This window comes from Ensifer adhaerens (assembly GCF_001270265.1).
Lineage (GTDB): Bacteria > Pseudomonadota > Alphaproteobacteria > Rhizobiales > Rhizobiaceae > Ensifer > Ensifer adhaerens_B.
Genome location: NZ_LGAP01000015.1, coordinates 1 through 24,911 on the forward strand (window position 1 = coordinate 1; position 24,911 = coordinate 24,911).

At 61.1% G+C, this 24,911-nt stretch carries 23 protein-coding genes and 1 pseudogene; 18 read left to right on the forward strand and 6 right to left on the reverse strand.

Annotation, left to right across the window (positions count from 1 at the left end):
- Window positions 1–121: 121 nt before the first annotated feature.
- Window positions 122–1,126 (forward strand): annotated as a pseudogene (locus AC244_RS20330) (IS110 family transposase); the annotation flags it as partial.
- Between the two features lie 338 nt (window positions 1,127–1,464).
- On the opposite strand, the gene AC244_RS20335 reads toward AC244_RS20330, so the two are convergent.
- Complete coding sequence (locus AC244_RS20335) at window positions 1,465–1,725, reverse strand: DUF1344 domain-containing protein (RefSeq protein ID WP_053250645.1); 261 nt, start codon at window positions 1,723–1,725, stop codon at window positions 1,465–1,467.
- Between the two features lie 297 nt (window positions 1,726–2,022).
- On the opposite strand from AC244_RS20335, the gene AC244_RS20340 reads away from it, so the two are divergent.
- From AC244_RS20340 to ribB, 3 genes are all read left to right on the forward strand, one after another.
- The gene (locus tag AC244_RS20340) at window positions 2,023–5,202 is read left to right on the forward strand and encodes an EAL domain-containing protein (RefSeq protein ID WP_053250646.1); all 3,180 of its coding nucleotides are present in this window, start codon (window positions 2,023–2,025) and stop codon (window positions 5,200–5,202) included.
- 225 nt (window positions 5,203–5,427) lie between these two features.
- Window positions 5,428–6,528, forward strand: a complete 1,101-nt coding sequence (gene aroC / locus AC244_RS20345; RefSeq protein ID WP_053250778.1) for a chorismate synthase — start codon at window positions 5,428–5,430, stop codon at window positions 6,526–6,528.
- 115 nt (window positions 6,529–6,643) lie between these two features.
- Complete coding sequence (ribB, locus tag AC244_RS20350) at window positions 6,644–7,744, forward strand: 3,4-dihydroxy-2-butanone-4-phosphate synthase (protein ID WP_053250647.1); 1,101 nt, start codon at window positions 6,644–6,646, stop codon at window positions 7,742–7,744.
- A gap of 135 nt (window positions 7,745–7,879) precedes the next feature.
- On the opposite strand, the gene AC244_RS20355 is transcribed toward ribB, so the two are convergent.
- The gene (locus tag AC244_RS20355; protein WP_053250648.1) at window positions 7,880–8,410 is read right to left on the reverse strand and encodes an invasion associated locus B family protein; all 531 of its coding nucleotides are present in this window, start codon (window positions 8,408–8,410) and stop codon (window positions 7,880–7,882) included.
- A 355-nt stretch (window positions 8,411–8,765) separates the two neighbouring features.
- On the opposite strand from AC244_RS20355, the gene coxB reads away from it, so the two are divergent.
- The 13 genes from coxB to rnhA all read left to right on the forward strand — a co-directional run bounded on the left by coxB (window position 8,766) and on the right by rnhA (window position 18,730).
- Window positions 8,766–9,650 (forward strand): cytochrome c oxidase subunit II, encoded by an 885-nt coding sequence (gene coxB, locus AC244_RS20360; protein WP_082366992.1) that lies wholly within the window; start codon window positions 8,766–8,768, stop codon window positions 9,648–9,650.
- Window positions 9,651–9,670: 20 nt separating this feature from the next.
- On the forward strand, window positions 9,671–11,359 hold the full coding sequence (gene ctaD, locus AC244_RS20365) for a cytochrome c oxidase subunit I (RefSeq protein WP_053250649.1): 1,689 nt from the start codon (window positions 9,671–9,673) through the stop codon (window positions 11,357–11,359).
- A gap of 98 nt (window positions 11,360–11,457) precedes the next feature.
- The gene (locus AC244_RS20370) at window positions 11,458–12,414 is read left to right on the forward strand and encodes a heme o synthase (RefSeq protein ID WP_053250650.1); all 957 of its coding nucleotides are present in this window, start codon (window positions 11,458–11,460) and stop codon (window positions 12,412–12,414) included.
- A complete protein-coding gene (locus AC244_RS37620; protein ID WP_053250651.1) occupies window positions 12,414–12,554 on the forward strand; it encodes a hypothetical protein in 141 nt (46 codons plus the stop codon). The genes AC244_RS20370 and AC244_RS37620 overlap by 1 nt, the downstream gene beginning before the upstream one ends.
- A 12-nt stretch (window positions 12,555–12,566) precedes the next feature.
- A complete protein-coding gene (locus AC244_RS20380) occupies window positions 12,567–13,166 on the forward strand; it encodes a cytochrome c oxidase assembly protein (protein WP_053250652.1) in 600 nt (199 codons plus the stop codon).
- A 64-nt stretch (window positions 13,167–13,230) separates the two neighbouring features.
- Window positions 13,231–14,109 (forward strand): cytochrome c oxidase subunit 3, encoded by an 879-nt coding sequence (locus AC244_RS20385; protein WP_053250653.1) that lies wholly within the window; start codon window positions 13,231–13,233, stop codon window positions 14,107–14,109.
- A gap of 99 nt (window positions 14,110–14,208) precedes the next feature.
- Window positions 14,209–14,703, forward strand: coding sequence for a L,D-transpeptidase family protein (locus AC244_RS20390; protein ID WP_053250654.1), 495 nt, complete (start codon window positions 14,209–14,211; stop codon window positions 14,701–14,703).
- Window positions 14,700–15,083: a DUF983 domain-containing protein gene (locus AC244_RS20395; RefSeq protein WP_053250655.1), complete on the forward strand. Its 384-nt coding sequence runs from the start codon at window positions 14,700–14,702 to the stop codon at window positions 15,081–15,083. Before AC244_RS20390 ends, AC244_RS20395 begins: the two co-directional genes overlap by 4 nt.
- On the forward strand, window positions 15,076–15,819 hold the full coding sequence (locus tag AC244_RS20400) for an SURF1 family protein (RefSeq protein ID WP_053250656.1): 744 nt from the start codon (window positions 15,076–15,078) through the stop codon (window positions 15,817–15,819). Before AC244_RS20395 ends, AC244_RS20400 begins: the two co-directional genes overlap by 8 nt.
- A 54-nt stretch (window positions 15,820–15,873) precedes the next feature.
- Window positions 15,874–16,239, forward strand: a complete 366-nt coding sequence (locus AC244_RS20405; protein ID WP_053250657.1) for a DUF1304 domain-containing protein — start codon at window positions 15,874–15,876, stop codon at window positions 16,237–16,239.
- Between the two features lie 3 nt (window positions 16,240–16,242).
- Window positions 16,243–17,250, forward strand: a complete 1,008-nt coding sequence (gene ispH / locus AC244_RS20410) for a 4-hydroxy-3-methylbut-2-enyl diphosphate reductase (protein ID WP_053250658.1) — start codon at window positions 16,243–16,245, stop codon at window positions 17,248–17,250.
- A gap of 26 nt (window positions 17,251–17,276) precedes the next feature.
- Window positions 17,277–18,257: a homoserine kinase gene (locus AC244_RS20415; RefSeq protein WP_053250659.1), complete on the forward strand. Its 981-nt coding sequence runs from the start codon at window positions 17,277–17,279 to the stop codon at window positions 18,255–18,257.
- Entirely contained in the window at window positions 18,254–18,730 is a 477-nt protein-coding gene (rnhA, locus tag AC244_RS20420) for a ribonuclease HI (RefSeq protein ID WP_053250660.1), read from the forward strand. The genes AC244_RS20415 and rnhA overlap by 4 nt, the downstream gene beginning before the upstream one ends.
- A 32-nt stretch (window positions 18,731–18,762) precedes the next feature.
- Here rnhA and AC244_RS20425 read toward each other — a convergent pair whose 3' ends face one another.
- Together AC244_RS20425 and AC244_RS20430 are read right to left on the reverse strand one after the other, a co-directional pair.
- Window positions 18,763–19,248 (reverse strand): peroxiredoxin, encoded by a 486-nt coding sequence (locus AC244_RS20425; RefSeq protein WP_053250780.1) that lies wholly within the window; start codon window positions 19,246–19,248, stop codon window positions 18,763–18,765.
- Between the two features lie 141 nt (window positions 19,249–19,389).
- Window positions 19,390–20,238 carry a protein-disulfide reductase DsbD domain-containing protein gene (locus AC244_RS20430; protein ID WP_053250661.1) on the reverse strand — a complete coding sequence of 283 codons (849 nt, stop codon included), beginning with the start codon at window positions 20,236–20,238 and terminating at the stop codon, window positions 19,390–19,392.
- A 181-nt stretch (window positions 20,239–20,419) separates the two neighbouring features.
- Between AC244_RS20430 and AC244_RS20435 the strand changes: the two genes are divergently transcribed.
- A complete protein-coding gene (locus tag AC244_RS20435; protein WP_413813739.1) occupies window positions 20,420–21,013 on the forward strand; it encodes a YqgE/AlgH family protein in 594 nt (197 codons plus the stop codon).
- Window positions 21,014–21,214: 201 nt separating this feature from the next.
- Here the strand turns inward: AC244_RS20435 and AC244_RS20440 are convergent, their stop codons facing one another.
- Window positions 21,215–24,124: an EAL domain-containing protein gene (locus tag AC244_RS20440; protein ID WP_053250663.1), complete on the reverse strand. Its 2,910-nt coding sequence runs from the start codon at window positions 24,122–24,124 to the stop codon at window positions 21,215–21,217.
- Window positions 24,124–24,735: a GNAT family N-acetyltransferase gene (locus tag AC244_RS20445; protein WP_053250664.1), complete on the reverse strand. Its 612-nt coding sequence runs from the start codon at window positions 24,733–24,735 to the stop codon at window positions 24,124–24,126. Before AC244_RS20445 ends, AC244_RS20440 begins: the two co-directional genes overlap by 1 nt.
- Window positions 24,736–24,911: the final 176 nt, after the last annotated feature.

Below are 24,911 nucleotides of genomic sequence, written 5' to 3' on the forward strand. Positions count from 1 at the left end.
GCAGATCACCATACCGGCCAGCGGCTTTTGACATGCCGCATTCAAAGGCCTGACAGAAGACCGCACTCGATCACTGGCATATTTGGGTTAGAAACTTCTTGCCACACGGGCGGCAACCACAGAAGAGACCGCGGTTTGCATTGTTGATGAAACGGGCAAGATTTGCCGGGAGACGAAGGTTGCTACTCACCCCGATGATTTGATCTCGGTGATGAAGGATCCGAAGTGGCAGATTGAGCGGATCGGTCTTGAAGCCGGACCACTGTCGCAATGGCTTTATGAGGGACTTGCTAAGGCAGGTTTGCCGGTGATCTGCATTGAGACCAGGCATGCCAAGGCGTTTTTGAAAGCTCAACCGAATAAGACTGACCGCAACGATGCGCGTGGAATAGCTCAGATGATGCGCGTCAATCTCTATCGGCCTGTGCATGTGAAGACACTGACGAGCCAGAAGCACCGGGCATTGCTGACCGCACGCAAACTCTTGCAGGAAAAAGCCATCGCCATCGAGAATGACATTCGCGGATTGTTGCGCAATTTCGGCCTGAAAGTCGGATTGGTTGGCAAGGTCAAATTCGAGGAGCGGATCAATGAGCTCGTCGAAGACGGGTCTGATCTTCGCGAAATCATGCAGCCTTTGTTGACTGCACGCAAACTGTTGCGCGAAGAGTTCACCAGGCTGCACAAGAAGGTTTTGGATTTGGTCCGTGAGGATGACGTCTGCCGTCGGTTGACGACGATCCCCGGTGTCGGGCCCGTTGTCGCTCTCACCTACACGGCAACCATCGATATTCCCGCGCGGTTTGCACATTCAAAGGCGGTGGGTTCTGTGCTCGGCCTGACGCCGAGGCTGAACGAGTCTGGTGAAAGCAAACGGGTCGGGCGAGTATCCTGTTGTGGTGACGCGATGATGCGATCCCTGCTTTACGAAGCAGCGCAAGTCCTGCTGGCAAATGTTAAGAAATGGTCGTGGCTAAAAGCCTGGGCGATGAATATTGCCAAACGCCGCGGCAGGCAAAAGGCGGTTGTAGCCTTGGCCCGACGGCTTGCGGTGATCATGCACCGCATGTGGAGTGACGGAACCGAATTCTGCTGGACACGGGAGAGCTTGCCTGTTGCTGCGTAATTAGCAATCAGGGTAACGAGAACCAGAGGAGACAAGAAGATTCCGCCGCCGGTGGAACGATGTCCTTCGCAGGACGACGGATGGGGTGAGTTCGCGTGGTTGTCTGTTGCGGTCGCTCATCGCGATCAGGTCGCCGATTAGATTGTTCCGCCCCATTCTTCTGGTCCCATAATGGGAGGGCCACACAGGCCGAGCCCGGAGAGAAGCGCGATACTGCGAAGACATCAATCACCATAGGCACGGATAGGCACGGATAGTCAGAAGGTGCTTGACCTCACCACGCCAAATAGAGAAGACAACCCGCCCCTCAAGGGGCGGGACTTGGCTCTTAAATAGTCTTACTGAACGATTTCCAGATCGTTGATCACGCGCTTGCCGTCGACCTCGGTATAGAACACGAGAACTTTGACGCCGGCGGTGAGGCCTTCGAAGTTGAATTCTTCAGGCGCCTGGTAGCTCTTGCCGTCGTCAAGCTGGAGGCTGAGGCGATCGGTATCGACGCCGGTAATGACAGCCTCTACGTCGGCACTTTCGGCAAGGGCCGACAAAGGCGAAAGCAAGCCGGCGGTGGCCATGAGCGCGGCAATGACAAAACGCATCTTTCTTGCCCTCTTCAATGTATCTGCGATTCTTCTTGTCATCACCCTTTGATCCCCGATTGTGGCAAAAATTGCCTTGCACCGTAGCTTTTGACAGGCATTTCCCCCGTTTTGGGGCTGCCCGGCCGGTCGAGGGAGACTGAACGCCAAGCGTGCAGTTTTCAAGCATTCTGCCGGTGGCGCCGGCGGTGCTTCCGCATTGTATCCCCATGAATTGTAGGGTTTTCCAAAGAAATGTGACGAAAGCCAATCTTAAGACTCGATCGCTACCTTCGGTTGGGGATCGAGGGGAAGAGAGTGAAGATTGTTGACGTTCTGCGCCAACGCATTCGGGCGGCAGCCAGATTTGCGAAACCGTCGCTGATACCGGCAGCCATCGCAGGCATCGTCGTCTTTAGCGGCGGCCACATCTATGAGCGCCAAAATCGCGAAAACTTCCGCAGCGATCTGAGGATCGACGTCGAGAATGAGCTGAACCTCATTGCCAATCGCCTCCAGTCGGAGGTCAACACCAACATCGCCGCCCTCAACGGTTTCGCCAACAGCATCGGCGTTCATCCTGAGATGACCGCCGATGATTTCACGGTCCTGTCGACCAAGCTCTTGTTGCAGAACCCGCAGATGGTGCGCGTGTCGGCCGCCCCGGGCGCTGTGGTGCGCATCGCCTTTCCGCGCGAAAGCCAGCAATGGTTCGTCGGCACCGACTTCAACAAGTTCGGCGCGACCCGGCGTGCCGTGGAGCGGGCTTCGTCCACGGTGAAACCGGTCATGATCGGCCCGATCCGGCTTCCGAGCGGGCGCAGCGGCTTTGAGCTTTTCCTGCCCGTCTTCGCCAAGATCCAGGGGCGCATGGAGCGGTGGGGCTATGTCGAGGCGATTCTCGACGAAAGGGCTGTCTATCGATCCGCCCGACTGCTTGAGGACGGTGTTGAAACGCCGGAAACGACCGGTGACCATCGCCATGTCGACGTACATCTCGCAATCCGCGATGTGTCGGAACCGGAACGCATCCAGGATGCCTTCTTCGGCGATGACAGTGTTTTTCGTGCGGGGCCGGCCAAGCGCCAACTCGTTCTGCCTGGCGGCGTTTGGGAGTTGGCGGCAACCCCGAACGGCGGTTGGGAACAGTTGCCCGAAAACAGCAACGACCTGCGTCTGGCGATTGCGGCCGCGGTCGCCGTCGTCGTCATCCCCATTCTGCTGACAGGCGGCCTGGTCAACGAGCGCCAGCGCAACATCGCCAAGCTCAGGGCGCGCGAAGGCGAAGTGATGACGCTTTCGCATCGCCTCAACCTGGCGCTCGAGGCCTCCAAGATCGGTATATGGGAAATCGATCTGGAAACGCAGGAGCGGTCCTGGGACGACCGCATGTTCCATCTGCACGGGCTGGCCGCCCATGAGGAGGAGCCGACCTATAATGAATGGCGTTCAACCGTTCATCCCGACGATGTCGGCATTGCCGCCAACGCGCTCTTCCGCAGCCTTGACGAGGGCCTCGAGTACCGGTCCCAGTATCGGGTGGCGCTGGCCGACGGCAGTATACGCCACATCCGCAATGTCGGCTCCGGCCATCAGGGGGTCGACGGTCGCTCGAAGATCACCGGCATCAGCTGGGACGTGACCGACGACGTGCTCAAGAACGAAAGGCTCGGGGCTGCCAAGGCCCAGGTCGATCAGCAGAACCTGGAGCTCGAGCGCGCCTTGAAGGGGCTCTACGAGCGCGAGCAGGATCTGGAGAAGCTGTCGCGCCGCCTCGATCTGGCGCTCGACAGCTATCGCTGCGGCATGTGGGAGGCGGATCTCGACAACAACGTCGCCTATTGGGACGAGCGCATGCATCAGCTCTACGGGCTGGTCTATACCGACGGTGCCACCAACGAAGCCACATGGCTCAATGCGCTGCATCCCGATGATCGCGGTTCCGCGCTTCTGGCCGTCAACACGGCGATCGGCGCCCGCGAAACCTATGTGCACCAGTCCCGCGTGGTTCTGGCGGAAGGTGCCGTTCGCCACATTCGCTCGGTCGGCAAATTGCATGTCTCGCCGGAGGGGCGCAGGAAGCTGGTCGGCATCGCGCTTGATGTCACCGACGACGTGGTGATGACCGAACAATTGCGCGCCGCCAAGGCGATGGCCGACGCCAAGAATGCCGAGCTCGAACAGGCGCGGACCCGCATCGAACACAATTCGCTGCACGATCCGCTGACCGGCCTCGGCAATCGCCGCATGCTGGACAAGGCGCTTGAGCGACTGACCGGCCAGAGCACCGATGCGCCCCAGAGTATCGCCATCCTTCACATCGACCTCGACCGTTTCAAGCAGATCAACGACACGCTCGGCCATGCGGCCGGCGATGCGATGCTGGTTCATGCGTCAGAGATCCTGCGCGCCAACATTGCGCCTGCTGATATCGTGGCGCGCATCGGCGGCGACGAATTCGTCGTCGTCGTAACCGGCGCGCCGGGCGATGCGGCACTTGCGGCGCTGTGCGACCGGATCATCGCGGAAATGCGCCAACCCGTCGATTACAACGGGTTTCCCTGTCGATTCGGGGTCAGCATCGGCGTTGCCGTGGTGCGCCAGGCGCACGCCGATGCACGCAAGCTGCTCGTCAATGCCGACATGGCGCTCTACCGTGCGAAGGAGAACGGCCGCAACCGCTATCAGTTCTTCACCCAGGTCCTCCAGGCAGAAGTCGTCACCGCCAAGCGCGTCGCCGATGAAATCCTCGAGGGCATCGAGCGCGACGAGTTCGTGCCCTGGTACCAGCCGCAATTCGATGCCTCGACATTGGCGCTCTCCGGCGTGGAGGCGCTCATTCGCTGGCGCCATCCGCGTCAGGGCATTCTGACGCCGGACAAGTTCCTGGCGATCGCCGATGAACTGAACGTCACCGCGGCCCTCGACCGCCTCGTCCTGGAGAAATCGCTGGCCGACCAGATGCGATGGGCGGCCGCCGGCCTGCGGGTTCCGAAGATCTCCGTCAATGTGTCGGCCAAGCGCCTGCAGGACGAGCGGCTGCTTGCCTCGCTCGAGGGCCTGAGCATCGTGCCGGGGCAGCTTTCCTTCGAACTGGTGGAGTCGATCTTCCTCGATGAAAGCGACGATATCGTCACCGCCAACATCGAGGGCATCAAGAAGCTCGGCATCGACATCGAGATCGACGATTTCGGCACCGGCCATACGTCGATCGTCAGCCTGCTCAGGATCAAGCCGAAGCGGCTGAAGATCGACCGGCAGCTCGTGATTCCGGTGCTCAGCGCCCGTACCGAACAGGCGCTGATCCGGTCGATCATCGACATTGCCCGTTCGCTCGGCATCGAGACTGTGGCCGAGGGGGTGGAGACCATGGCTCATGCCGAAATGCTCGGCATTCTCGGCTGCGATCTGCTGCAGGGCTATGCTTTCTCCAAGCCGCTGAGCGCGGAGAACTTCCTGGCATTCGCTACGGAGCGGGGGCTCAGGCTCGCCTCCTGAGGCGGGCGCAAAATCCCAATGCATGTCGCGCAAAAGTGTGCCGCGGTTTTGCGATAACGACATGCGCAAGAACAAGAGCTTAAAGCGCAACAAGCGAATCCTGGAGATCCCGACGCGCTTTAGCGATGATCGGAAAGACTTCCCCCTGTCCCGGCTTTCCACTAAGAGAGTGGTGCCCGTACATGAAACATGTACGTCCGTTGCTTCTTAGAGTTCGGTTGCCTCATGTCTCACAATACCTTCGGTCACCTCTTCCGCGTCACCACCTGGGGCGAAAGCCACGGCCCGGCGCTTGGCTGCGTGGTGGATGGTTGCCCACCCGGCATTCGTTTCACGCTGGCCGAACTGCAGGCCTGGCTCGACAAGCGCAAGCCCGGCCAGTCGCGCTTCGTCACGCAGCGCCGTGAGGACGATCTCGTCAAGGTTCTCTCCGGTGTGATGCTGGATGAGGACGGCGAGACGATGATCTCCACCGGCACGCCGATCTCGATGTTGATCGAAAACACCGACCAGCGCTCGAAGGATTATTCGGAGATCTCCAAACGCTATCGCCCGGGGCATGCCGATTACACCTACGACGTCAAATACGGCATTCGCGATTATCGTGGTGGCGGTCGTTCGTCGGCGCGCGAAACGGCGGCGCGCGTTGCCGCCGGTGGCATCGCCCGCAAGGTGGTGCCGGGATTGATTGTGCGCGCCGCTCTCGTGCAGATCGGCAAGCACAAGATCGACCGTGCCAATTGGGATTGGGCCGAGGTCAACAACAATCCGTTCTTCGCGCCGGATCCGGCGATCGTGCCCGTCTGGGAGGAGTATCTCGATGGTATCCGCAAGTCCGGGTCGTCCATCGGCGCCGTCGTCGAAGTGGTGGCCGAGGGCGTGCCGGCCGGCATCGGAGCGCCGATCTATGCCAAGCTTGACCAGGACATTGCCGCAAACCTGATGTCGATCAACGCCGTCAAGGGCGTCGAGATCGGCAACGGTTTTGGCGCCGCCGAAATCACCGGCGAGGAAAATGCCGACGAGATGCGCATCGGCGAAGACGGCAAGCCGGCCTTCCTCTCCAACAATGCCGGCGGTATTCTTGGCGGCATCTCAACCGGCCAGCCGGTCATCGCCCGCTTTGCGATCAAGCCGACCTCTTCTATCCTCACCGAGCGTCGTTCGATCGACAGTGACGGCAACGAGGTGGACGTGCGCACCAAGGGGCGTCATGACCCCTGCGTCGGCATTCGCGCCGTGCCGATCGGCGAAGCGATGGTTGCCTGCACGATTGCGGATCACTACCTGCGTGACCGCGGCCAGACCGGCCGGCTTACTGCATAATTCCTCAAATCGGAATCGATTTAAGGGTAAAATTATGCAGCAACTCAAAGTGTTCCAGCGACCTTTGCGCGTCTAAATAGACGCGCGGCGCTGTCAGTAATTCGGGAAGACCAAGATGTCCTATGACCAGAAGCTTGTCGTTGATGCCATCCGTGCCTTCGAAGCCGGCGAGATTGTCGTCGTCACCGACGATGGCGGCCGCGAGAACGAAGGCGACCTGATCGTCGCCGCGGTCCATTGCACGCCGGAGAAGATGGCTTTCATCGTGCGCCACACCTCGGGCATCGTCTGCACGCCGATGCCGCGCGAGGAGGCAAAGCGCCTCAACCTCAACGCCATGGTGGCGGAGAACGACTCGGCGCACACCACGGCCTTTACCGTCTCGGTCGACTTCAAGCACGGCACGACCACCGGCATCTCGGCCGACGACCGGACGTTGACCGTGCGCAACCTCGCCAACCCCAATGTTGGGCCGACCGATTTCGTGCGCCCGGGCCATATCTTCCCGCTGGTCGCCCGCGAAGGCGGCGTTCTGATGCGTTCGGGCCACACGGAGGCCGCCGTCGATCTCTGCAAGCTCGCAAGCCTGCCGCCGATCGGCGTCATCTGCGAACTGGTCAATGATGACGGTACCGTAACGCGCGGCCCGCAGGTCAGCGCGTTTGCTGAAAAGCACGGTTTGAAGCAGGTCTCCGTCGCCGATCTGATCGCCTACCGGCAGCGCAAGGAAACGCTGATCGAGCAGGGCGGTTCGTTCGACATCGAGACACCGTACGGCAAGGCCAAGGGACATTCCTATTCGTTGCCCTGGGATCCGATGCAGCACCTCGCCGTCGTCTTCGGCGACATCCGTGACGGCGTCGATATTCCGGTTCGCCTGCATCTTGAGAATGTCGGCGCTGACGTTTTCGGCAAGGACTGCCAGATCGACCGAATCATGAAGCGCATGGCCGAAGAGGGCAGGGGCGTCATTGTCTATCTGCGCGAAGGCTCGGTCGGCGTCGGCGTGTCGCAGACCGCCCGCAAGGGCAAGCATGAACGCGAAGTCCATGACGAGGCGCAGGCCCGCGAAAGCGAATGGCTTGAGATCGGCCTCGGCGCGCAGATCCTGAAAGATCTCGGCATCAGCTCGATCCGTCTCATCGCCTCGCGCGAGCGCCACTATGTCGGCCTCGAAGGCTTCGGCATCAAGATCGCCGCGACTGACATTATCTAACCCGTTTTCCACCATTCCGATCGGTGAAGCCCGGACGAAAGTCCGGGCTTCTTTGTTTTGCCTGCTTCTCGGCGGCGGAAACGAAAAAGCCGCGCACGAGGCGCGGCTTCGGAAAGCGGTTTGTAATGGCTGCCTTTACGGCAGGGCGTCGTAGCCTTCGCCGAAACCTTTGAGATCGACTGGAATGCCGATGCCTTCTTCCGGCGACTGGAAGACGATGAAGGTTGCCGTCGCGCCCGAGCGGAAGGTCTTCAGCAGTTCGTCTTCAAGCACGACCTCGGCATAGCAGCCATCGGAGAAGCAGCGCACGAAATAGGCGCGGCCGATATCCTTGCCGTCGACATTGAGGCCGAGGCCGTTCGGCAGCAGCACGCCGAGTGGCGCCAGAACGCGCAGGATCTTCGCCTTGCGGTCGGCGGTCTTGAGCACGACGACCGAGAGACCGACTTCCGGCCGGTCTTCGGCGATGACGTTCTGCATCAGGGCGCATTGGTCGGCCGATGCACCTGCCGGCTGATCGCAGACGATTGACCATGCGCCATGGTTGGACTTGACCGTTCCGGGCGCGCCAGCGGGTTGTTGGGCAGCACTCGCCGTGGGAAGGGCGAGAACGGCAAATCCGAGAGCGGCAAGAGCCGACAGTCGGGAGAAAAGGGGCAGGCCCATGTAAACCTCAAAACGTCGAATCATCAGGGCTATTCTTGAAGCGCGCAGGGAGAAATGAAAAGCCCTGTGGGGTACATTCCAGCGCCATATGGCGGAAATTGGGCTCGCTGAGCGCCATTGTCGCGCTGACGTGGCGTGATAGCGCCGTCGGCGGCGCAGATCGAGCCATATAAGTCGATTCGCTTGGGGTTCCGAGGGGTGCCTGTGAGAAAAGTCGCGTTTGTGCAAAAATGCCGCATGGGGTTGATTGCACAGATGTTGCGGCGCTGGGCAAACTGTGGTTTGAAGCGCTGCAGTATCGCAGGGATTCTGCGTTCCGGTTTGATCCTGATCAAGCGCATTGGGGAGACATATTGTGAAAAACAAGGCCTATGCAGTTATGGCAGCGCTTGCCTGTCTGCTTTTTGCTTCGAGCGCCTACGCTGACAAGCCTGTCGATTGGCAGACGAACTTTCAGACGGCTGCGACGGGCATTATGGAAGAAATCACGTGGTTTGAGCACTATACCCTGTGGTTCATTATTCCGATCACTCTCTTTGTCCTCCTGCTGCTGATTGTCGTGGTGGTCAAATTCCGTGAGAGCGCCAACCCGGTTCCCTCCAAGACCAGCCACAACACCGCTATCGAAGTTGTCTGGACCGTCGGTCCGGTCATCATCCTGCTGTTCCTGGCGATTCCGTCCTTCCAGCTTCTGACCGCGCAGCTGACGCCGCCGGCCAATCCGGATCTGACGGTCAAGGCGACGGGCAACCAGTGGTACTGGTCCTATGAATATGAAGTCGGCGAAAGCCCGCTCTCCTTCGATAGCCTGCTGATGAAGGAAGAAGATCGCGCAAGCCTCGGCAAGGAAGACAAGGTCGAGTATCCGCGCCTTCTCGCCGTTGACAACGAAGTCGTCGTGCCGGTCGGCAAGACCGTTCGTCTGCTCGTCACCGCTGCCGATGTTATCCACGCCTTCGCAATGCCCGCCTTCGGCGTTAAGATCGATGCCGTTCCCGGCCGCCTGAACGAAACCTGGTTCAAGGCTGACCGCGAAGGCCTCTACTACGGCCAGTGTTCCGAGCTTTGCGGCAAGGACCACGCCTATATGCCGATCGCCATCCGCGTTGTTTCGCAGGAAAAATACGACGCCTGGCTCGCTGCCGCCGCAACCAACATCGGCGACGCGAACAAGGCGCTCATGGCGTCCATCGACGGCGCGGCCAAGGCCGTTGACGTCGCCGCCAACGCCGCACAGTAATCGGAAGGGGAGCTCGACCCATGGCTGGAACAGCCGTTCATCACGACCAACGCCATGATCACTCCGATCATGGCCACGCAGACCACGCGCACAAGCCGCTGACCTTCTTTCAGCGCTGGTTTCTGTCGACCAACCACAAGGACATCGGCACGCTCTACCTGATCTTCGCGATCATCGCGGGCATCATCGGCGGCACGCTGTCGGTGTTCATGCGCGCCGAGCTGCAGGAGCCGGGCATCCAGATCTTCCACGGCCTGGCGCAGATGGTCTACGGCTTCGAGGGCGACGCTGCCATCGACGGCGGCAAGCACATGTTCAACGTGTTCACCACCGCGCACGCGCTCATCATGATCTTTTTCATGGTCATGCCGGCGCTGATCGGTGGCTTCGCCAACTGGATGGTTCCGATCATGATCGGTGCGCCTGACATGGCGTTCCCGCGCATGAACAACATCTCCTTCTGGCTGATCGTTCCGGCCTTCCTGCTGGTCCTGCTTTCGATGTTCGTCGAAGGTCCGGCAGGCGCCTATGGCGCGGGGGGCGGTTGGACGATCTATCCACCATTCTCGACGTCGGGCATGCCCGGGCCGGCGATGGATCTTGTGATCCTCGGCCTGCACATTGCCGGTGCGTCGTCGATCCTCGGTGCGATCAACTTCATCACCACGATCCTGAACATGCGCGCTCCGGGCATGACGCTGCACAAGATGCCGCTGTTTGCCTGGTCGGTTCTGATCACCGCCTTCCTGCTTCTGCTCTCGCTGCCGGTTCTGGCAGGCGGCATCACCATGCTTTTGACGGACCGCAACTTCGGCACGGCCTTCTTCGCGCCTGAAGGCGGCGGCGACCCGATCCTGTTCCAGCACCTGTTCTGGTTCTTCGGTCACCCGGAAGTGTACATCCTGATCCTGCCGGGCTTCGGCATCGTCAGCCACATCGTTTCCACCTTCTCACGCAAGCCGATCTTCGGTTACCTCGGCATGGCCTACGCCATGGTCGCGATCGGCGCCGTCGGCTTCATCGTGTGGGCGCACCACATGTACACCGTCGGTATGTCGCTCGACACGCAGCGCTACTTCGTCTTCGCGACGATGGTCATCGCTGTTCCGACCGGCGTTAAGATCTTCTCGTGGATCGCGACGATGTGGGGTGGTTCGATCCGCTTCACGACCCCGATGGTCTGGGCGATCGGCTTCATCTTCCTGTTCACCGTCGGTGGTGTCACGGGCGTTCAGCTCGCCAACGCCGGCCTCGACCGTTCGCTGCACGACACCTACTACGTGGTTGCGCACTTCCACTACGTTCTGTCGCTCGGCGCCGTGTTCGCGATCTTCGCCGCCTGGTACTACTGGTTCCCGAAGATGACCGGCTACATGTACTCCGAGTTCCTCGGCAAGCTGCACTTCTGGGTCATGTTCATCGGCGTGAACCTGATCTTCTTCCCGCAGCATTTCCTGGGTCTCGCCGGCATGCCGCGCCGCTACATCGACTATCCGGATGCCTATGCCGGCTGGAACATGGTGTCGTCCTACGGCTCGTACGTCGCAGCCGTCGGCGTGCTGATCTTCCTCTTCTGTGTCGCCGAAGCCTTCGCCAAGAAGCGCGTCGCTGGCGACAATCCGTGGGGCGAGGGTGCGAACACGTTGGAATGGCAGCTGTCTTCGCCGCCGCCGTTCCACCAGTGGGAACAGCTCCCGCGCATCAAGTGATGGGAAAGAAACAGAAGCCGCCGGTTCCGGCGGCTTCACCCCGCCGGAGAGCCGGCAAAAGACGGCCCGTATGGGCAAAAGACGATCAAGGACGAGACATGACGGTCATCGACAATCACGAAGCAGTTGGCAGGGATGGTGCACCGCGCCTGTCCGAGGCCTCTGCACGCGATTATTTCGAGCTTCTAAAGCCCCGCGTCATGTCGCTCGTCGTGTTCACGGCGCTTGCCGGCCTCGTGCTCGCGCCCGGACACATCAATCCCTTCATCGGTTTCATCGCCATCCTGTGCATCGCAGTCGGTGCTGGCGCCTCTGGCGCGCTCAACATGTGGTATGACGCCGACATCGACGCGGTCATGACCCGCACCGCCAAGCGCCCGATCCCGGCAGGCAAGATCCTGCCCGAGGAAGCGCTGGCTTTCGGTCTGACGCTCTCCGCCTTTTCCGTGATCATCCTCGGGCTCGCCGTCAATTGGCTCGCAGCCGGGTTGCTCGCCTTCACCATCTTCTTCTACGCCGTCATCTATACGATGTGGCTCAAGCGCTCGACGCCGCAGAACATCGTCATCGGCGGTGCTGCCGGCGCCTTCCCGCCCATGATCGGCTGGGCCTGCGTGACCGGCAGCGTATCGGTGGAAAGCATCGTCCTCTTCCTCATCACCTTCCTGTGGACACCGGCGCATTTCTGGGCGCTCGCACTGTTCAAGATGGGCGACTACGGCTCCGTCGGCGTACCGATGCTGCCCAATGTCTGCGGCCAGGCGACCACCAAGAAGCAGATCGTCATCTATGCGGTTCTGACGGCCCTGATCGGCATCTGTCCCACCGTGCTCGGCTTTGCGAGCATCGGTTACGGGGCGGTTGCAGCAGCGCTTGGTCTCGGCTTTATCTGGTATTCGATCGGCGTGCTGCGCATGCCTGAGACGGATGAGCGCATGCTGCCCGCCAAGAAGCTTTTCGCCTTCTCGATCATGTATCTGTTCGTGATCTTTTCCGCTCTGATGGCGGATCACCTGATCGTCAATATCTGGCTGAATGCCGGGAGTGTTGCCTGATGGAAACCGTCAAGCTGAACGAAGCCCAGAAGAAGTCCCGCCGCGGCCGCAACATTGCGCTCGGCGTCGTGCTGGCTGGCCTGGTCGTCCTCTTCTATGTCGTCACGCTGATCAAGTTCGGCAACGGCATGGTCAACTGAGGGAAGCGCGATATGACGACCTCCCAGAACCCCGAGCAGAAGCCGCGTTCCAACGGCGTCATCGTCGGTACCTGCCTCGCCTTCGTTGTCGGCATGACCGGCATGGCCTACGCGGCAGTACCGCTCTACGACATGTTCTGCCGCGTCACCGGCTATAACGGCACGACAAAGCGCGTCGAGCAGGCATCGGACGTCATTCTTGACGAGAAGGTCAAGGTCACCTTCGACGCCAATACCTCGGGCGGCCTGCCTTGGGAGTTCAAGCCGGTTCAGCGCGACATTGACGTCAGGATCGGCGAGACCGTGCAGGTGATGTACCGCGCCAAGAACCTTTCGTCGAAGCCGACGACGGGCCAAGCGACGTTCAACGTCACGCCGATGCAGGCCGGCGCCTACTTCAACAAGGTTCAATGCTTCTGCTTTACCGAGACGACCCTGCAGCCGGGAGAGGAGATGGAGATGCCGGTGGTATTCTTCGTCGATCCGGACATGGTCAATGCGGTCGAGACCAAGGACATCAAGACACTGACACTTTCCTACACCTTCTACCCGCGCGAGCCGTCGAAGCCGGTCGCACAGGTGAAGACGGGCGAAACTGAGAACAAACTTTGACTGGAGGCCCGTTTCGGCTATGCCGAAAGGGCGACAAGAGAAAGACCTATCGGGGATTACTGACATGGCCGATGCGCATCAGAAGAATCACGACTACCACATCATCGACCCGAGCCCCTGGCCGTTGCTTGCCTCGATCGGCGCATTCGTCATGGCGTTCGGCGGTGTCGGCTACATGCGCTATCTCTCGGGCGGCTCCTTCAAGCTGTTCGGCGCAGAGCTCGCCAATCCGTGGGTCTTCTTCATCGGTCTCGTCGTCGTTCTCTACACCATGTACGGCTGGTGGTCGGACACGGTGAAGGAAGCGCACGAGGGTCACCACACCCGCGTCGTCTCGCTGCACCTGCGCTACGGCATGATCATGTTCATCGCTTCGGAAGTGATGTTCTTCGTCGCCTGGTTCTGGGCCTATTTCGATGCCAGCCTCTTCCCCGGTGAAGCCATCCAGGCGAGCCGTACGGCCTTTACCGGTGGCGTCTGGCCGCCGAAGGGCATCGAGGTTCTCGATCCCTGGCACCTGCCGCTCTACAACACCGTTATCCTGCTGCTTTCCGGCACGACGGTCACCTGGGCGCACCACGCTCTGCTGCACAACGACCGCAAGGGCCTCGTCTACGGCCTGACGCTGACCGTCCTGCTTGGCGTGCTGTTCTCCTACGTTCAGGGCTTCGAATACGCCCACGCTCCGTTCGCCTTCAAGGACTCGATCTACGGCGCGACCTTCTTCATGGCGACCGGCTTCCACGGCTTCCACGTCCTGGTCGGCACGATCTTCCTGCTGGTCTGCCTGCTGCGCGCGCTGCGCGGAGACTTCACACCGAAGCAGCACTTCGGCTTCGAAGCGGCCGCCTGGTACTGGCACTTCGTTGACGTCGTCTGGCTGTTCCTCTTCTTCTCCATCTACATCTGGGGTGGTTGGGGCGCGCCTGTCGCTCACATGTAAGAGGATTTGAGCTCGAGCTCTTCTCGATCAGGCGGCTGCGACCATGCAGCCGCCTTATTTTTTGTTTGTCTTGTGGTGGCATCGATGGGGCAAGCCGACATGAAAATACGCGTGGCTATGGTGACGGCAGCATGGCTTCTGGCGGGATGCTTTTCAGCCTTTGCCGGCGATCTGGCCGACCGCGTCGTGGTGCACAAGGAAAAGCGGATCCTGCAGCTCTATCGCGGCGGTGAGATGTTGCGCCAATATGCGATCGCTCTTGGTGGCAATCCCATCGGCCACAAGCAGCGCGCAGGCGACCGGCGAACGCCGGAAGGTCTCTATGTCCTGGACTGGCGCAATGACAAGAGCGGTTATCATCTGTCGATGCACGTCTCCTATCCCCGGCCCGAGGATATCACGGCAGCGGCAGCCAAGGGTGTCGATCCCGGCGGCATGATCATGATCCACGGCCAGCCCAATTATTTCGGCTGGCTGGCGTTTATGACGCAGATGTTCGATTGGACGGATGGCTGCATTGCGGTTACGAATGCCGAAATGGACGAAATCTGGGACATGGTTCCCAACAACACCCCGATCGAGATCAATCCGTGAGTGACGACAAAGCCCTCTATCCGCCGGTCGACCCGGTCATGACAGGCATCAAGGGCCTGTGCCCGCGATGCGGCCAGGGAAAGCTGTTCGACGGGTTCCTGACGGTAAAGCCCGCCTGCGCCAGCTGCGATCTCGACTATCGCTTCGCCGATTCGGGCGATGGTCCGGTTGTCTTCGTCATCCTGATTGTCGGCTTCGTCGTCGTCGGCGCGGCACTCTGGATGGAGGTCAATCTCAATCCGCCGCTATGGCTGCATTTCCTGCTCTGGATACCGCTTGCGATCGTGCTCAGCCTTGGCCTGACGCGCATGCTGAAGGGCATCCTGATCAACCTGCAATATCGCAACAACGCGCGGCCTGGCGAGATCGATCGTGGCTGAGATTGAGACCAAGAAGAAGGGCGGCCTTGTCGGGCGCGTCGGCGCATTCCTCCTGCTCGCCATCACCTTCGCCATCCTTATCTCGCTCGGCACCTGGCAGATGCAGCGCCTGCAGTGGAAGGAAGGTCTGCTTCAGGCGATCGCCGCGCGCCGCTCGGCGCCACCGGTGACGCTCGCCGAGATCGAGAAGATTTCAGCCGAAGGCGGGGACATCGATTATCGCACCGTCACCGTTTCCGGCACCTTCGACCACGGCAAGGAGCGACACTTCTTCGCTACCCATAACGGCCGCACCGGCTACTATGTCTTTACGCCCCTCAATATCGAGGACGGCCGTGCCTTGTTCGTCAACCGGGGGTTCGTTCCTTACGAATTGAAGGACGCGTCGACGCGGCTCGCCGGCGAGCTTCCGGCCTCCGTGGCGATCCATGGCCTCGCAAGGCCGAAGCTCACCGAAAAGCCGTCGTCGCTGGTCCCGGACAATGACCTTGCGAAGAACATCTTCTACTGGAAGGACCTCGACACGATGGCATCGTCGGTCGGGCTTTCCGCCGACAAGGTCCTGCCGCTCTTCGTCGATGCCGATGCGACGCCCAATCCGGGCGGACTTCCGATCGGCGGCGTGACCCAGTTCGACCTGCCCAACAGTCATCTGCAATACGCGCTGACCTGGTACGGCCTTGCCGCGGCCCTGGTCGTCGTCAGCGGCGTCTTTGTCATGCGGCGCAAGCCATAGGCGGCCCGCCGACGCCGTGCTATCGCTGACCGACGCAGTTTAGGGGCATGGGCAATGGGCTTGATATCGACGATCCTGATCGCGCTGACGGCGCTTTTGCATCTCGGCTTTCTCGTGCTGGAGATGTTTCTGTGGACCAGGCCTGAGGGGCGTTCGGTTTTCCGCATGACGGTCGAGCAGGCGGAGGCGACCCGGGTGCTCGCCGCCAACCAGGGGCTCTATAACGGCTTTCTCGCAGCCGGCCTTTTCTGGTCCCTCCTGCAGCCGGATGCGTCATTTGCCTTCGAGCTGAAGGTGTTCTTCCTTGTGTGCGTGATCGTTGCCGCTATATATGGCGCGTGGTCCGTCAAGCCGCGCATCCTGTTGATCCAGGGCGGCCCGGCGATTGCAGCCCTTGTTTTCGTTCTACTGGCATCCTGATCCATGGCATCATCCGCGGCAAAATCTCCGATCACCATTCGCCTTTGCGGGCCGCGCGGCTTCTGCGCCGGCGTCGACCGGGCGATCCAGATCGTCGTCCTGGCGCTGAAGGAATTCGGTGCACCGGTCTATGTCCGCCACGAGATCGTGCACAACCGTTATGTGGTCGAAGGACTTGAGGCCAAGGGCGCGATTTTCGTCGAGGAACTCGACGAGATCCCGCCGGAGCATCGCAAACAGCCGGTGGTGTTTTCCGCCCATGGCGTGCCGAAATCGGTGCCTGCGGATGCCGATACGCGCAACCTCTTCTACCTCGACGCCACATGCCCCCTGGTCTCGAAGGTCCACAAGCAGGCGATGCGCCACAACCGGCTCGGCCGCCACGTGGTGCTGATCGGCCATGCCGGCCATCCGGAAGTCATCGGCACGATGGGGCAGCTCCCGGAGGGTGCCGTTTCGCTGGTCGAGACGATCGAGGATGCGGATGTCTACATGCCGCCCGATCCGGACAATCTCGGTTTCGTCACACAGACGACGCTTTCCGTCGACGACACTGCCGGCGTCATCAAGCGGCTGCACGAGCGCTTCCCCAACCTGACGGCGCCGGCAGCCGACTCGATCTGCTATGCCACCACCAACCGCCAGGAAGCAGTCAAGCAGGCGGCACCCGGCTGCGATCTGTTCCTGGTCGTCGGTGCGCCGAATTCGTCGAATTCCAAGCGCCTTGTCGAAGTGGCGCTGAAGGCCGGCGCGAAAAAATCCGTTCTCGTTCAGCGGGCAGCCGAAATCGACTGGGATTCGATCGGCGATATCTCGACCGTCGGCCTGTCTGCAGGCGCATCGGCGCCTGAGGTGATTGTCAACGAGATCATCGAGGCGTTCCGCGAGCGTTACGACGCAGTCGTTGAACTTGCCGACACCGTCGAGGAAAACGAGAACTTCCTCGTCAATCGCGAGATCCGGCACGTGCCGCTGACCGCCGCCGACATGGCCTTCGTCAACGGCGAATAACCCGCATATCTTGAAAGTGAAGAACCGTGGCAGTTTACACCGATATCACGGAAGACGACCTGGGCGCTTTCCTCGAGGCCTATGACGTCGGCCAGCTGACCTCCTACAAGGGCATCGCCGAGGGCGTCGAAAACTCCAACTTCCTGCTGCACACGACGAAGGGCGCCTACATCCTGACGCTCTACGAGAAGCGCGTGAACGCAGGCGACCTGCCGTTCTTCCTGGGGCTGATGCATCACCTGGCCGATGGCGGGCTTTCCTGCCCGCTGCCCTTGCCGCGCGCCGATGGCGAGCTCCTGGGCGAATTGTCGGGCCGTCCGGCCGCCGTGATCTCTTTCCTCGAAGGCATGTGGCTTCGCAAGCCGGAGGCCAAGCATTGCCGCGAGGTCGGCAGGGCGCTGGCAGAGATGCATGTCGCAGGTCAGGGCTTTGGCCTGAAGCGCGCCAATGCGCTTTCCGTCGGTGGCTGGCGGCCGCTGTGGGTCAATTCCGAGGCGCGCGCCGACGAGGTGCAGACCGGTCTCAAGGACGAGATTTCCGCCGAACTCGAGCATCTCGAACGCAACTGGCCGAAGTCGTTGCCGGATGGCGTCATCCATGCCGATCTGTTCCCCGACAATGTCTTCTTCCTCGGCGACCAGCTGTCCGGCCTGATCGACTTCTACTTCGCCTGCAACGATTATCTCGCCTACGATGTGGCCGTCTGCCTCAACTCGTGGTGCTTCGAGAAGAACGGTTCCTACAACATCACCAAGGGCATGGCGCTGCTTTCGGGCTATGAGAGCGTGCGCAAGCTGACGGCGGACGAGGTCGAAGCCCTGCCGCTGCTCTGCCGCGGTTCGGCGCTGCGCTTCTTCCTGACGCGTCTCTATGATTGGCTGATGACGCCGGCCGGCGCCCTGGTCGTCAAGAAGGACCCGCTTGAGTATCTGACGAAGATCCGCTTCCACCGGGCGATCGTTTCCAGCGCCGAGTATGGCCTCCGGCTGGAAGAGGCTTCGGCATGAAGCACGTGGACATCTTCACCGACGGCGCCTGCTCGGGCAATCCCGGGCCGGGCGGCTGGGGCGCGGTGCTGCGCTATGGCGAGGTGGAAAAGGACCTCTGCGGCGGCGAGGCGGAAACGACCAACAACCGCATGGAGCTTCTGGCTGCGATCTCGGCGCTCGACGCGCTGAAGAGCGCCTGCGAGGTCGACCTGCACACCGACAGCAAATACGTGATGGACGGCATCTCCAAGTGGATCCACGGCTGGAAGAAGAACGGCTGGAAGACCGCGGACAAGAAGCCGGTGAAGAACGGCGAACTCTGGCAGGCGCTGGACGAGGCCAACCGACGCCATAAGGTCACCTGGCATTGGGTCAAGGGCCATGCCGGCCATCCGGAAAATGAACGCGCCGACGAACTCGCCCGCAAGGGCATGGAGCCCTACAAGAAAGGGCGCCGTCCAGATCCTCTCTCAATAAAAAACGGGCCGTAGGGGCCCGTTTCTTTTTTGATCGATGTCTGCGCTCAGAGCTGTTCCAGCATCGCGGCTGCACCCGATACCGTCGCCTGGCCCGGGCTTTCCTCGAGGTTGAGCGTCTTCACCACGCCGTCTTCGACGAGCATGGAATAACGCTTGGAGCGGATGCCGAGCGTGCCGGCGGAAAGATCGATATCCATGCCAAGCGCCTTGGTGAAGGCGGCATTCCAGTCCGAGAGGAAATGGATCTTGCCCATGCCGCCCGACGACGTCGCCCACGCGCCCATGACATGCAGGTCGTTGACGGCAACCACGGCAATATCATCGATACCGCGCGACAGGATCGCGTCACGGTTTTCGAGATAGCCGGGAAGATGGTTGAGCGAGCAGGTTGGCGTGAACGCGCCCGGCACGGCGAAGAGCACGACGCGCTTGCCCTTGAAAAGCTGTTCGGTCGTCACTTCCACCGGACCATCGGCGGTCTTTTCCTTGAAGGTTGCAGCAGGCAGCTTGTCTCCGACGGCAATGGTCACGGCATTCTCCTTGCGTTGCGCGCGTGGCCAGACCGGCATTCCGGCAGGCGTTGTCGCGGCTTGAGTTGTCTTGCTTCCGGGCGTCTCCTGCGGGCGTCTTTGGACGCTATCGCCTGAAACCGGCAGGACTATAGAGGCGCATCAATCAAAGGCAAGGGTCGTTTCCATGCTGCGTCCGTCCGCACGCACGGTGACGATGACCGGCTTTCCCTTCAGGCTCTTGTCCTTGCCGGAGAGCCGAACGGGGATCTCCGCCTGGAGCTCGGCGCCGTCCATCTTGGTAATCACCGGCTTGCCGAAGGAGACGCCGGAGGCGCCGGCAAGAAACAGTTCGCGGTGATCCTTGCCGGTATCCGGCGGCAGCCGCACCGAGAGGTGCACGGCTGCCTTCTGCTCGTCATAGGTGGCTGTCGTCACCTTGAAATCTTCGGAGGGAGGTTCCGGCAGGGCAGCGACTGCGTCATCGATGCGGGCGGCATCGAGCGGGTTGTCGAAGTCGTCGTGCTTGAGCGTCAGGTCCAATTCGCCCTGCACCGGAATGCAGATGTCCTCGCATATCCCGAGAAACACCGAGGCGCGGATTTTCACGTCTCCCTCACCGAGCAGGCGCTTTAGGGTGAGCGGGAAGGCAACCGACTTGTCGTAGCCGACATAGCGCACGACACCGTCGTCGAAGGTCTTGGGAACGGGAAAGCCGATCTTCTCAAGAACGACGCCCGCGGCTGGATCGAGCGTGATCTGCGGGGGAATGCCGCTGGCGCCGGGCTCGCGCCAATAGGTCTTCCAGCCGGGGTTTAGCTTGACCTCGAGCGTTGCGCGGATCGTGCCGTCCTGCTGCGGCGGAGCAGCGACAAGTCGGATCATGCCGCCGGCCGACGTCATCCATTCGCTGGTCGCGGCTTGAGCGCCGGCGGGCAGAAAAAATGCGACGAGAAGGCTTGCCGTGCCGATGCGCTGGACCATCTTCTTATATGTGGGGCGTTTGATCATGGCTAAAGCAATATCGCTTTTGCCGGCAGCGCTCCAGCCGCCCCTTTGGGCGCGGAGATCATAAATGTTTGATCAGGCAGGGCACGGCAAACGCGGTACGTGCATTATTTGGCGGTCGCGACGTTGAAGCGCTTTTCATTTCGCGGCGAATTGGTAGGCTGTCTGCATTATGGCAATACCCATGGCACAGAAGAAACGGGAACGCGGTTTCCTTGACGGTCAGTTCTTGATCGCCATGCCTGGGATGTTTGACACGAATTTTGCTCGCACCGTCATCTTCATCTGCGCCCATTCGGATGACGGCGCCATGGGGTTCATCCTCAATCGGCCGCAGCAACTCACCTTCGCCGATGTTCTGATGCACCTTGAGATTCTCGACGAGGACGAGGCGATCCGTCTGCCGGCGATGACGCGCGACTTCCAGATTCAGACTGGCGGGCCGGTCGAGACCGGGCGTGGTTTCGTGCTGCATTCGGACGACTATTTGAGCGATTCCAGCATTCCGGTCAGCGATGACATTTGCCTGACCGCCACGCTCGACATCGTCCGCGCGATCTCGCGCGGGGAGGGGCCGCATCGGGCAACGATGATGCTGGGTTATGCGGGCTGGGGTCCCGGCCAGCTCGAGGCGGAAATCACGCAGAATGGCTGGCTGACCTGCCCGGCGCACGAGGAACTGATCTTCGACAAGGCCCTCGGCGACAAATACGACCGCGCCCTCGCTTTGATGGGCGTCAGCCCGGCGATGCTGTCGATCGATGCCGGCCACGCCTGATACCGGGCGCCGCATTTCCGGACAATTCGCATCATCCACGTTGAGACACAGAGGTAGCGGCAACGTTCGCCACGTCGACGTGGCTCGTCCCGGTTGGGCTTAGAGCAATTCCAGGAAAAGTGTGAAACGGTTTTCCGCCCTGAATTGCGTAGTTTCAAAGAGTTGGATCATTTCGCTGTTTCGATGAAACAATGAAATGATTTAGGCCCGTTTCATCAGCGGAAATCGCTCTTTCAACAGCCGCAGGATCGACTCCGAGCCGATCGGCGGGCCGAACAGGAAGCTCTGGCCGTAATCGCAGCCCATCTGCGAAAGCTGGATCGCGTCTTCCTCGGATTCGATCCCTTCGGCCACGACCTGCATGTCGAGTTCGCGCGCCATGGTGATCACCGAGCGCAGCAGAATACCGCGTTTGTCGCTCGGGTCGCGCACCAGCGCCTTGTCGATCTTGATCGTATCGAAGGGGAAGCGGGTGAGATAGGAGAGCGACGAGTGGCCCGTGCCGAAGTCGTCGAGCGCCAGCTTCAGCCCGGCTTCCTTCAGTTTCTCGAGAACGAGCCGCGCCTGCTCCGGATTCTCCATTACGAGAGATTCCGTCAGCTCCATCTTCACCTTGGCCGGATCGCAACGGTTCTTGTTGAGAACCGCCCGAACGTCGTCATAGAGCTCGTTGTTGAGAAGCTGTGCGCTGGAGAGATTGATCGACACGAAGATCGGCAGGTCGCCGGTCTGGATCTGCCATTCCGTGAGGTCGCTGGTTGCCTTGTCGAAGGCGAACATGCCGAGCTGGTTGATCAGCTCGGAATTCTCGGCGATCGGGATGAATTCGGTCGGCGAGACATTGCCGCGCTTGGGGTGATCCCAGCGCATCAGCGCCTCGAAGCCGGCGATCTCGGCGTCGCTGAGCCGGACGATCGGCTGGTAGACCAACGACAGTTCCTTGCGCTCGATGGCGCGCTTGAGGTCGGCTTCGAGCTGCATGCGATCCGAGCCGGAGGTTCTAAAGGCCGGGCGGAAAGGCTCGACGCGGTTGCCGCCCTCCTTCTTGGCGCGGAACATCGCCAGCTCCGCATCGTCGATCAGGCCGGCAGCACTCTGTTCCTGGTCGAGCCAGGAGACGAGGCCGATGGAGGCGGTGAGGTTGATTTCCCGGTTGCCGTAGTTGAGCGGCACCATGATCGCCTTGCTGACCGCATCGGCGAAATCGGCGACCTTGGCGGGGTCGCGCTCCGACATCAGGATCAACCCGAACTGGTCGCCGCCGAGCCGAGCGAGCGTATCTTGCGGGCGCAGCAGACGGCGCAGCCGGCGCGTCAGTGCGATCAGGATGTTGTCGCCGGCAGCAATGCCGAGCAGGTCGTTGACCTGCTTGTAGCGGTCGATGTCGATCGCAAGCACGGTCGGGCGTGCCGTCGTTGAGCTGTCGGCCATCAGCAGAATGGCCTGCAGGCGGTCGAGGAAGACCTGACGATTGGGAAGGCCGGTCAGATTGTCGTGAAGAGCGTTGTGCAGCAGGCGCTCGACCGAATTGCGCTGCTCGGTGATGTCGATGATCGTGCCGACGCAGCGGATGATCTCGCCATTGGCGCCAAGCACCGGGCGAGCGCGGATCGACAGCCAGTGATAATGGCCATCCTCTGCACGCACGCGGAATTCGTGGTTGAGTTTGCCGCGGCGGTGTTCGAGCAGGACATCGAGAGTGGCGCGAAAGCGATCGCGGTCATCCGGGTGCAGGCGCGGCAGCCAGTTGCGCAAGGGGCCGTGCATCGAGCCCATCGACAGGCCGAGCTGCAGGGAGATGTCGGGAATGGTGACGACGCGGTCACGCGCCACGTCCCAGTCCCAGACCGTATCGCCGGAGCCCGTCAGCGCCAGCGACTGGCGCTCCAGATCGGAAAACAGGCCCTGCTGGTAGGCGCCGCCGGCAAAGGCGTGCTGCATGACGGTGAAACCGATCAAGAGCACGATCAGGACGAGACCACCGCCGAGCGCCGGCTGAACGATGTCGTTGGCCAGCTGGCCGGTGACCGTGAGCCAGGCACCGAAGAGCCAGACCAGAATGAGCAGCCAGGCCGGTACCAGCAGAATGGCACGGTCGTAGCGGTTGAAGCCGAGATAGGCGATCAGCACGATCCCGACCGTTGCCGTAAGTGCGAAAGAGAGGCGGGCGATACCCGACGCGATTGCCGGATCATAGACGGCAACGCCGAAGAGCAGGCCGAGGCCGAGGATCCAGGCGAGCGTCGCGTAGCCCAGATGCTGGTGCCAGCGATTGAGGTTGAGATAGGTGAAGAGGAAGATCACGAGACCTGCCGCCAGGAAGACCTCGGTGCCCGCTCGCCATATTCGCTCGTCGCCGGCCGTCACACTGATGAGCTTGGACAGAAAGCCGAAATCGACGCAGATATAGGCCAGCACCGCCCAGGCGAGCGCCGCCGTCGCCGGCAGCATTGACGTCCCCTTGACCACGAACAGGATCGTCAGGAACACGGCAAGAAGGCCGGCGATGCCGAGCACGATGCCGCGATAGAGCGTGAAGGCGTTGACCGTGTCCTTGTAGGCGTCCGGCTGCCAGAGGTAGATCTGCGGCAGCTCCGGGGTCGCCAGCTCGGCGACGAAGGTGATGACGGCGCCCGGGTTGAGGGTGATCTGGAAGACGTCCGAATCGTCGCTCGGCAGCCGTTCGAGCGCAAAGCCCTCGCTCGGCGTGATCGACAGGATGCGTTGCGACCCGAGGTCGGGCCAGAAGAGCTTGGAATTCACCAGGCGGAAATGCGGCGCGACGATCACGCGATCGAGCTGCTCGCCCGAGACGTTGGCGAGCGCGAAAACCGCCCAGTCGCCCTGATGGTTCTCGGTGCTGGAGCGCACCTCGATGCGCCGGACGATGCCGTCGGCACCCGGCGCTGTCGAAACCTGGAAGGCCTCGCTGCGGCCGCTGTAGATCTCGGTCGTCGCGGTCAGGTCGAGTGCGGTGTCTTCGCGCGAAATCTTGACCGGCTCAAGAGCATGGGCAATGCCGCCAAACGCGCAGAAAAGCGTCGTGAGTGCAATCAGAAACGCTGCCAGCTTCGAGGCTGACCATGCGAAGGGCGAGCGGGTTAGAGGCATCAAAGGGGCAATTTCCTGTTCGGTACGGCATCATCGGACAGGAGAGAGAAAAGCACATGGTCGCGCCATTGCCCGTTTATCCTCAAGTACTGTCTTAAGTAGCCTTCACGCTCAAAACCGGCCTTTTCAAGGAGCCGGATGCTCCTTGAGTTCTCCGGAATACAGGCTGCTTCAATACGGTGCAACTCAAGGCTCGAAAAGATGTAGGGAATCGCGAGCTTGAGGGCGGCAAACATGTGGCCGTGGCCGGCATGGCGCTCGCCCATCCAGTAGCCGATCATGCAGTTTTGCCCGGCGCCACGGCGGATGTGACCGATGGTGAGCCCTCCGAGCAGGGTCTCTGCTGGCTTGTGGAAAAGAAAAAGCGGCACGGCCTGGCCGGACGCGAATTCCTGCTCGTTGCGGATGACGCGGCCGCGGAAGGCGCTCTCCGTCATTTCGTCGGCGCGCCAGGTCGGTTCCCACGGCTCCAGAAAGCTGCGGCTCTCGCTTCTAAGCTGGTACCATTGGCGATAATCGGCGTAGCGGGGGAGGCGGAGCAGGTAATCCTGATTGGCGATCTCGATCGTCTCGGGCTGCCGCGACAGGAACCGAAAAACCGATCGTGTCATATGTGCCTCCGAGGCCTTCCAGTTGAACGCGCGGAAGATCCTTAACCGCCCGGCGGACAGCGCCCTTTGCGCTGTCGCAAATCCAAGCGTTGCACAACTTTGCGCACAAATCGAATCCGATTTTACGAAAAGTCGCAAACACTTCGCCGACCGGGCGCCATGATGGGCCCGGCCGA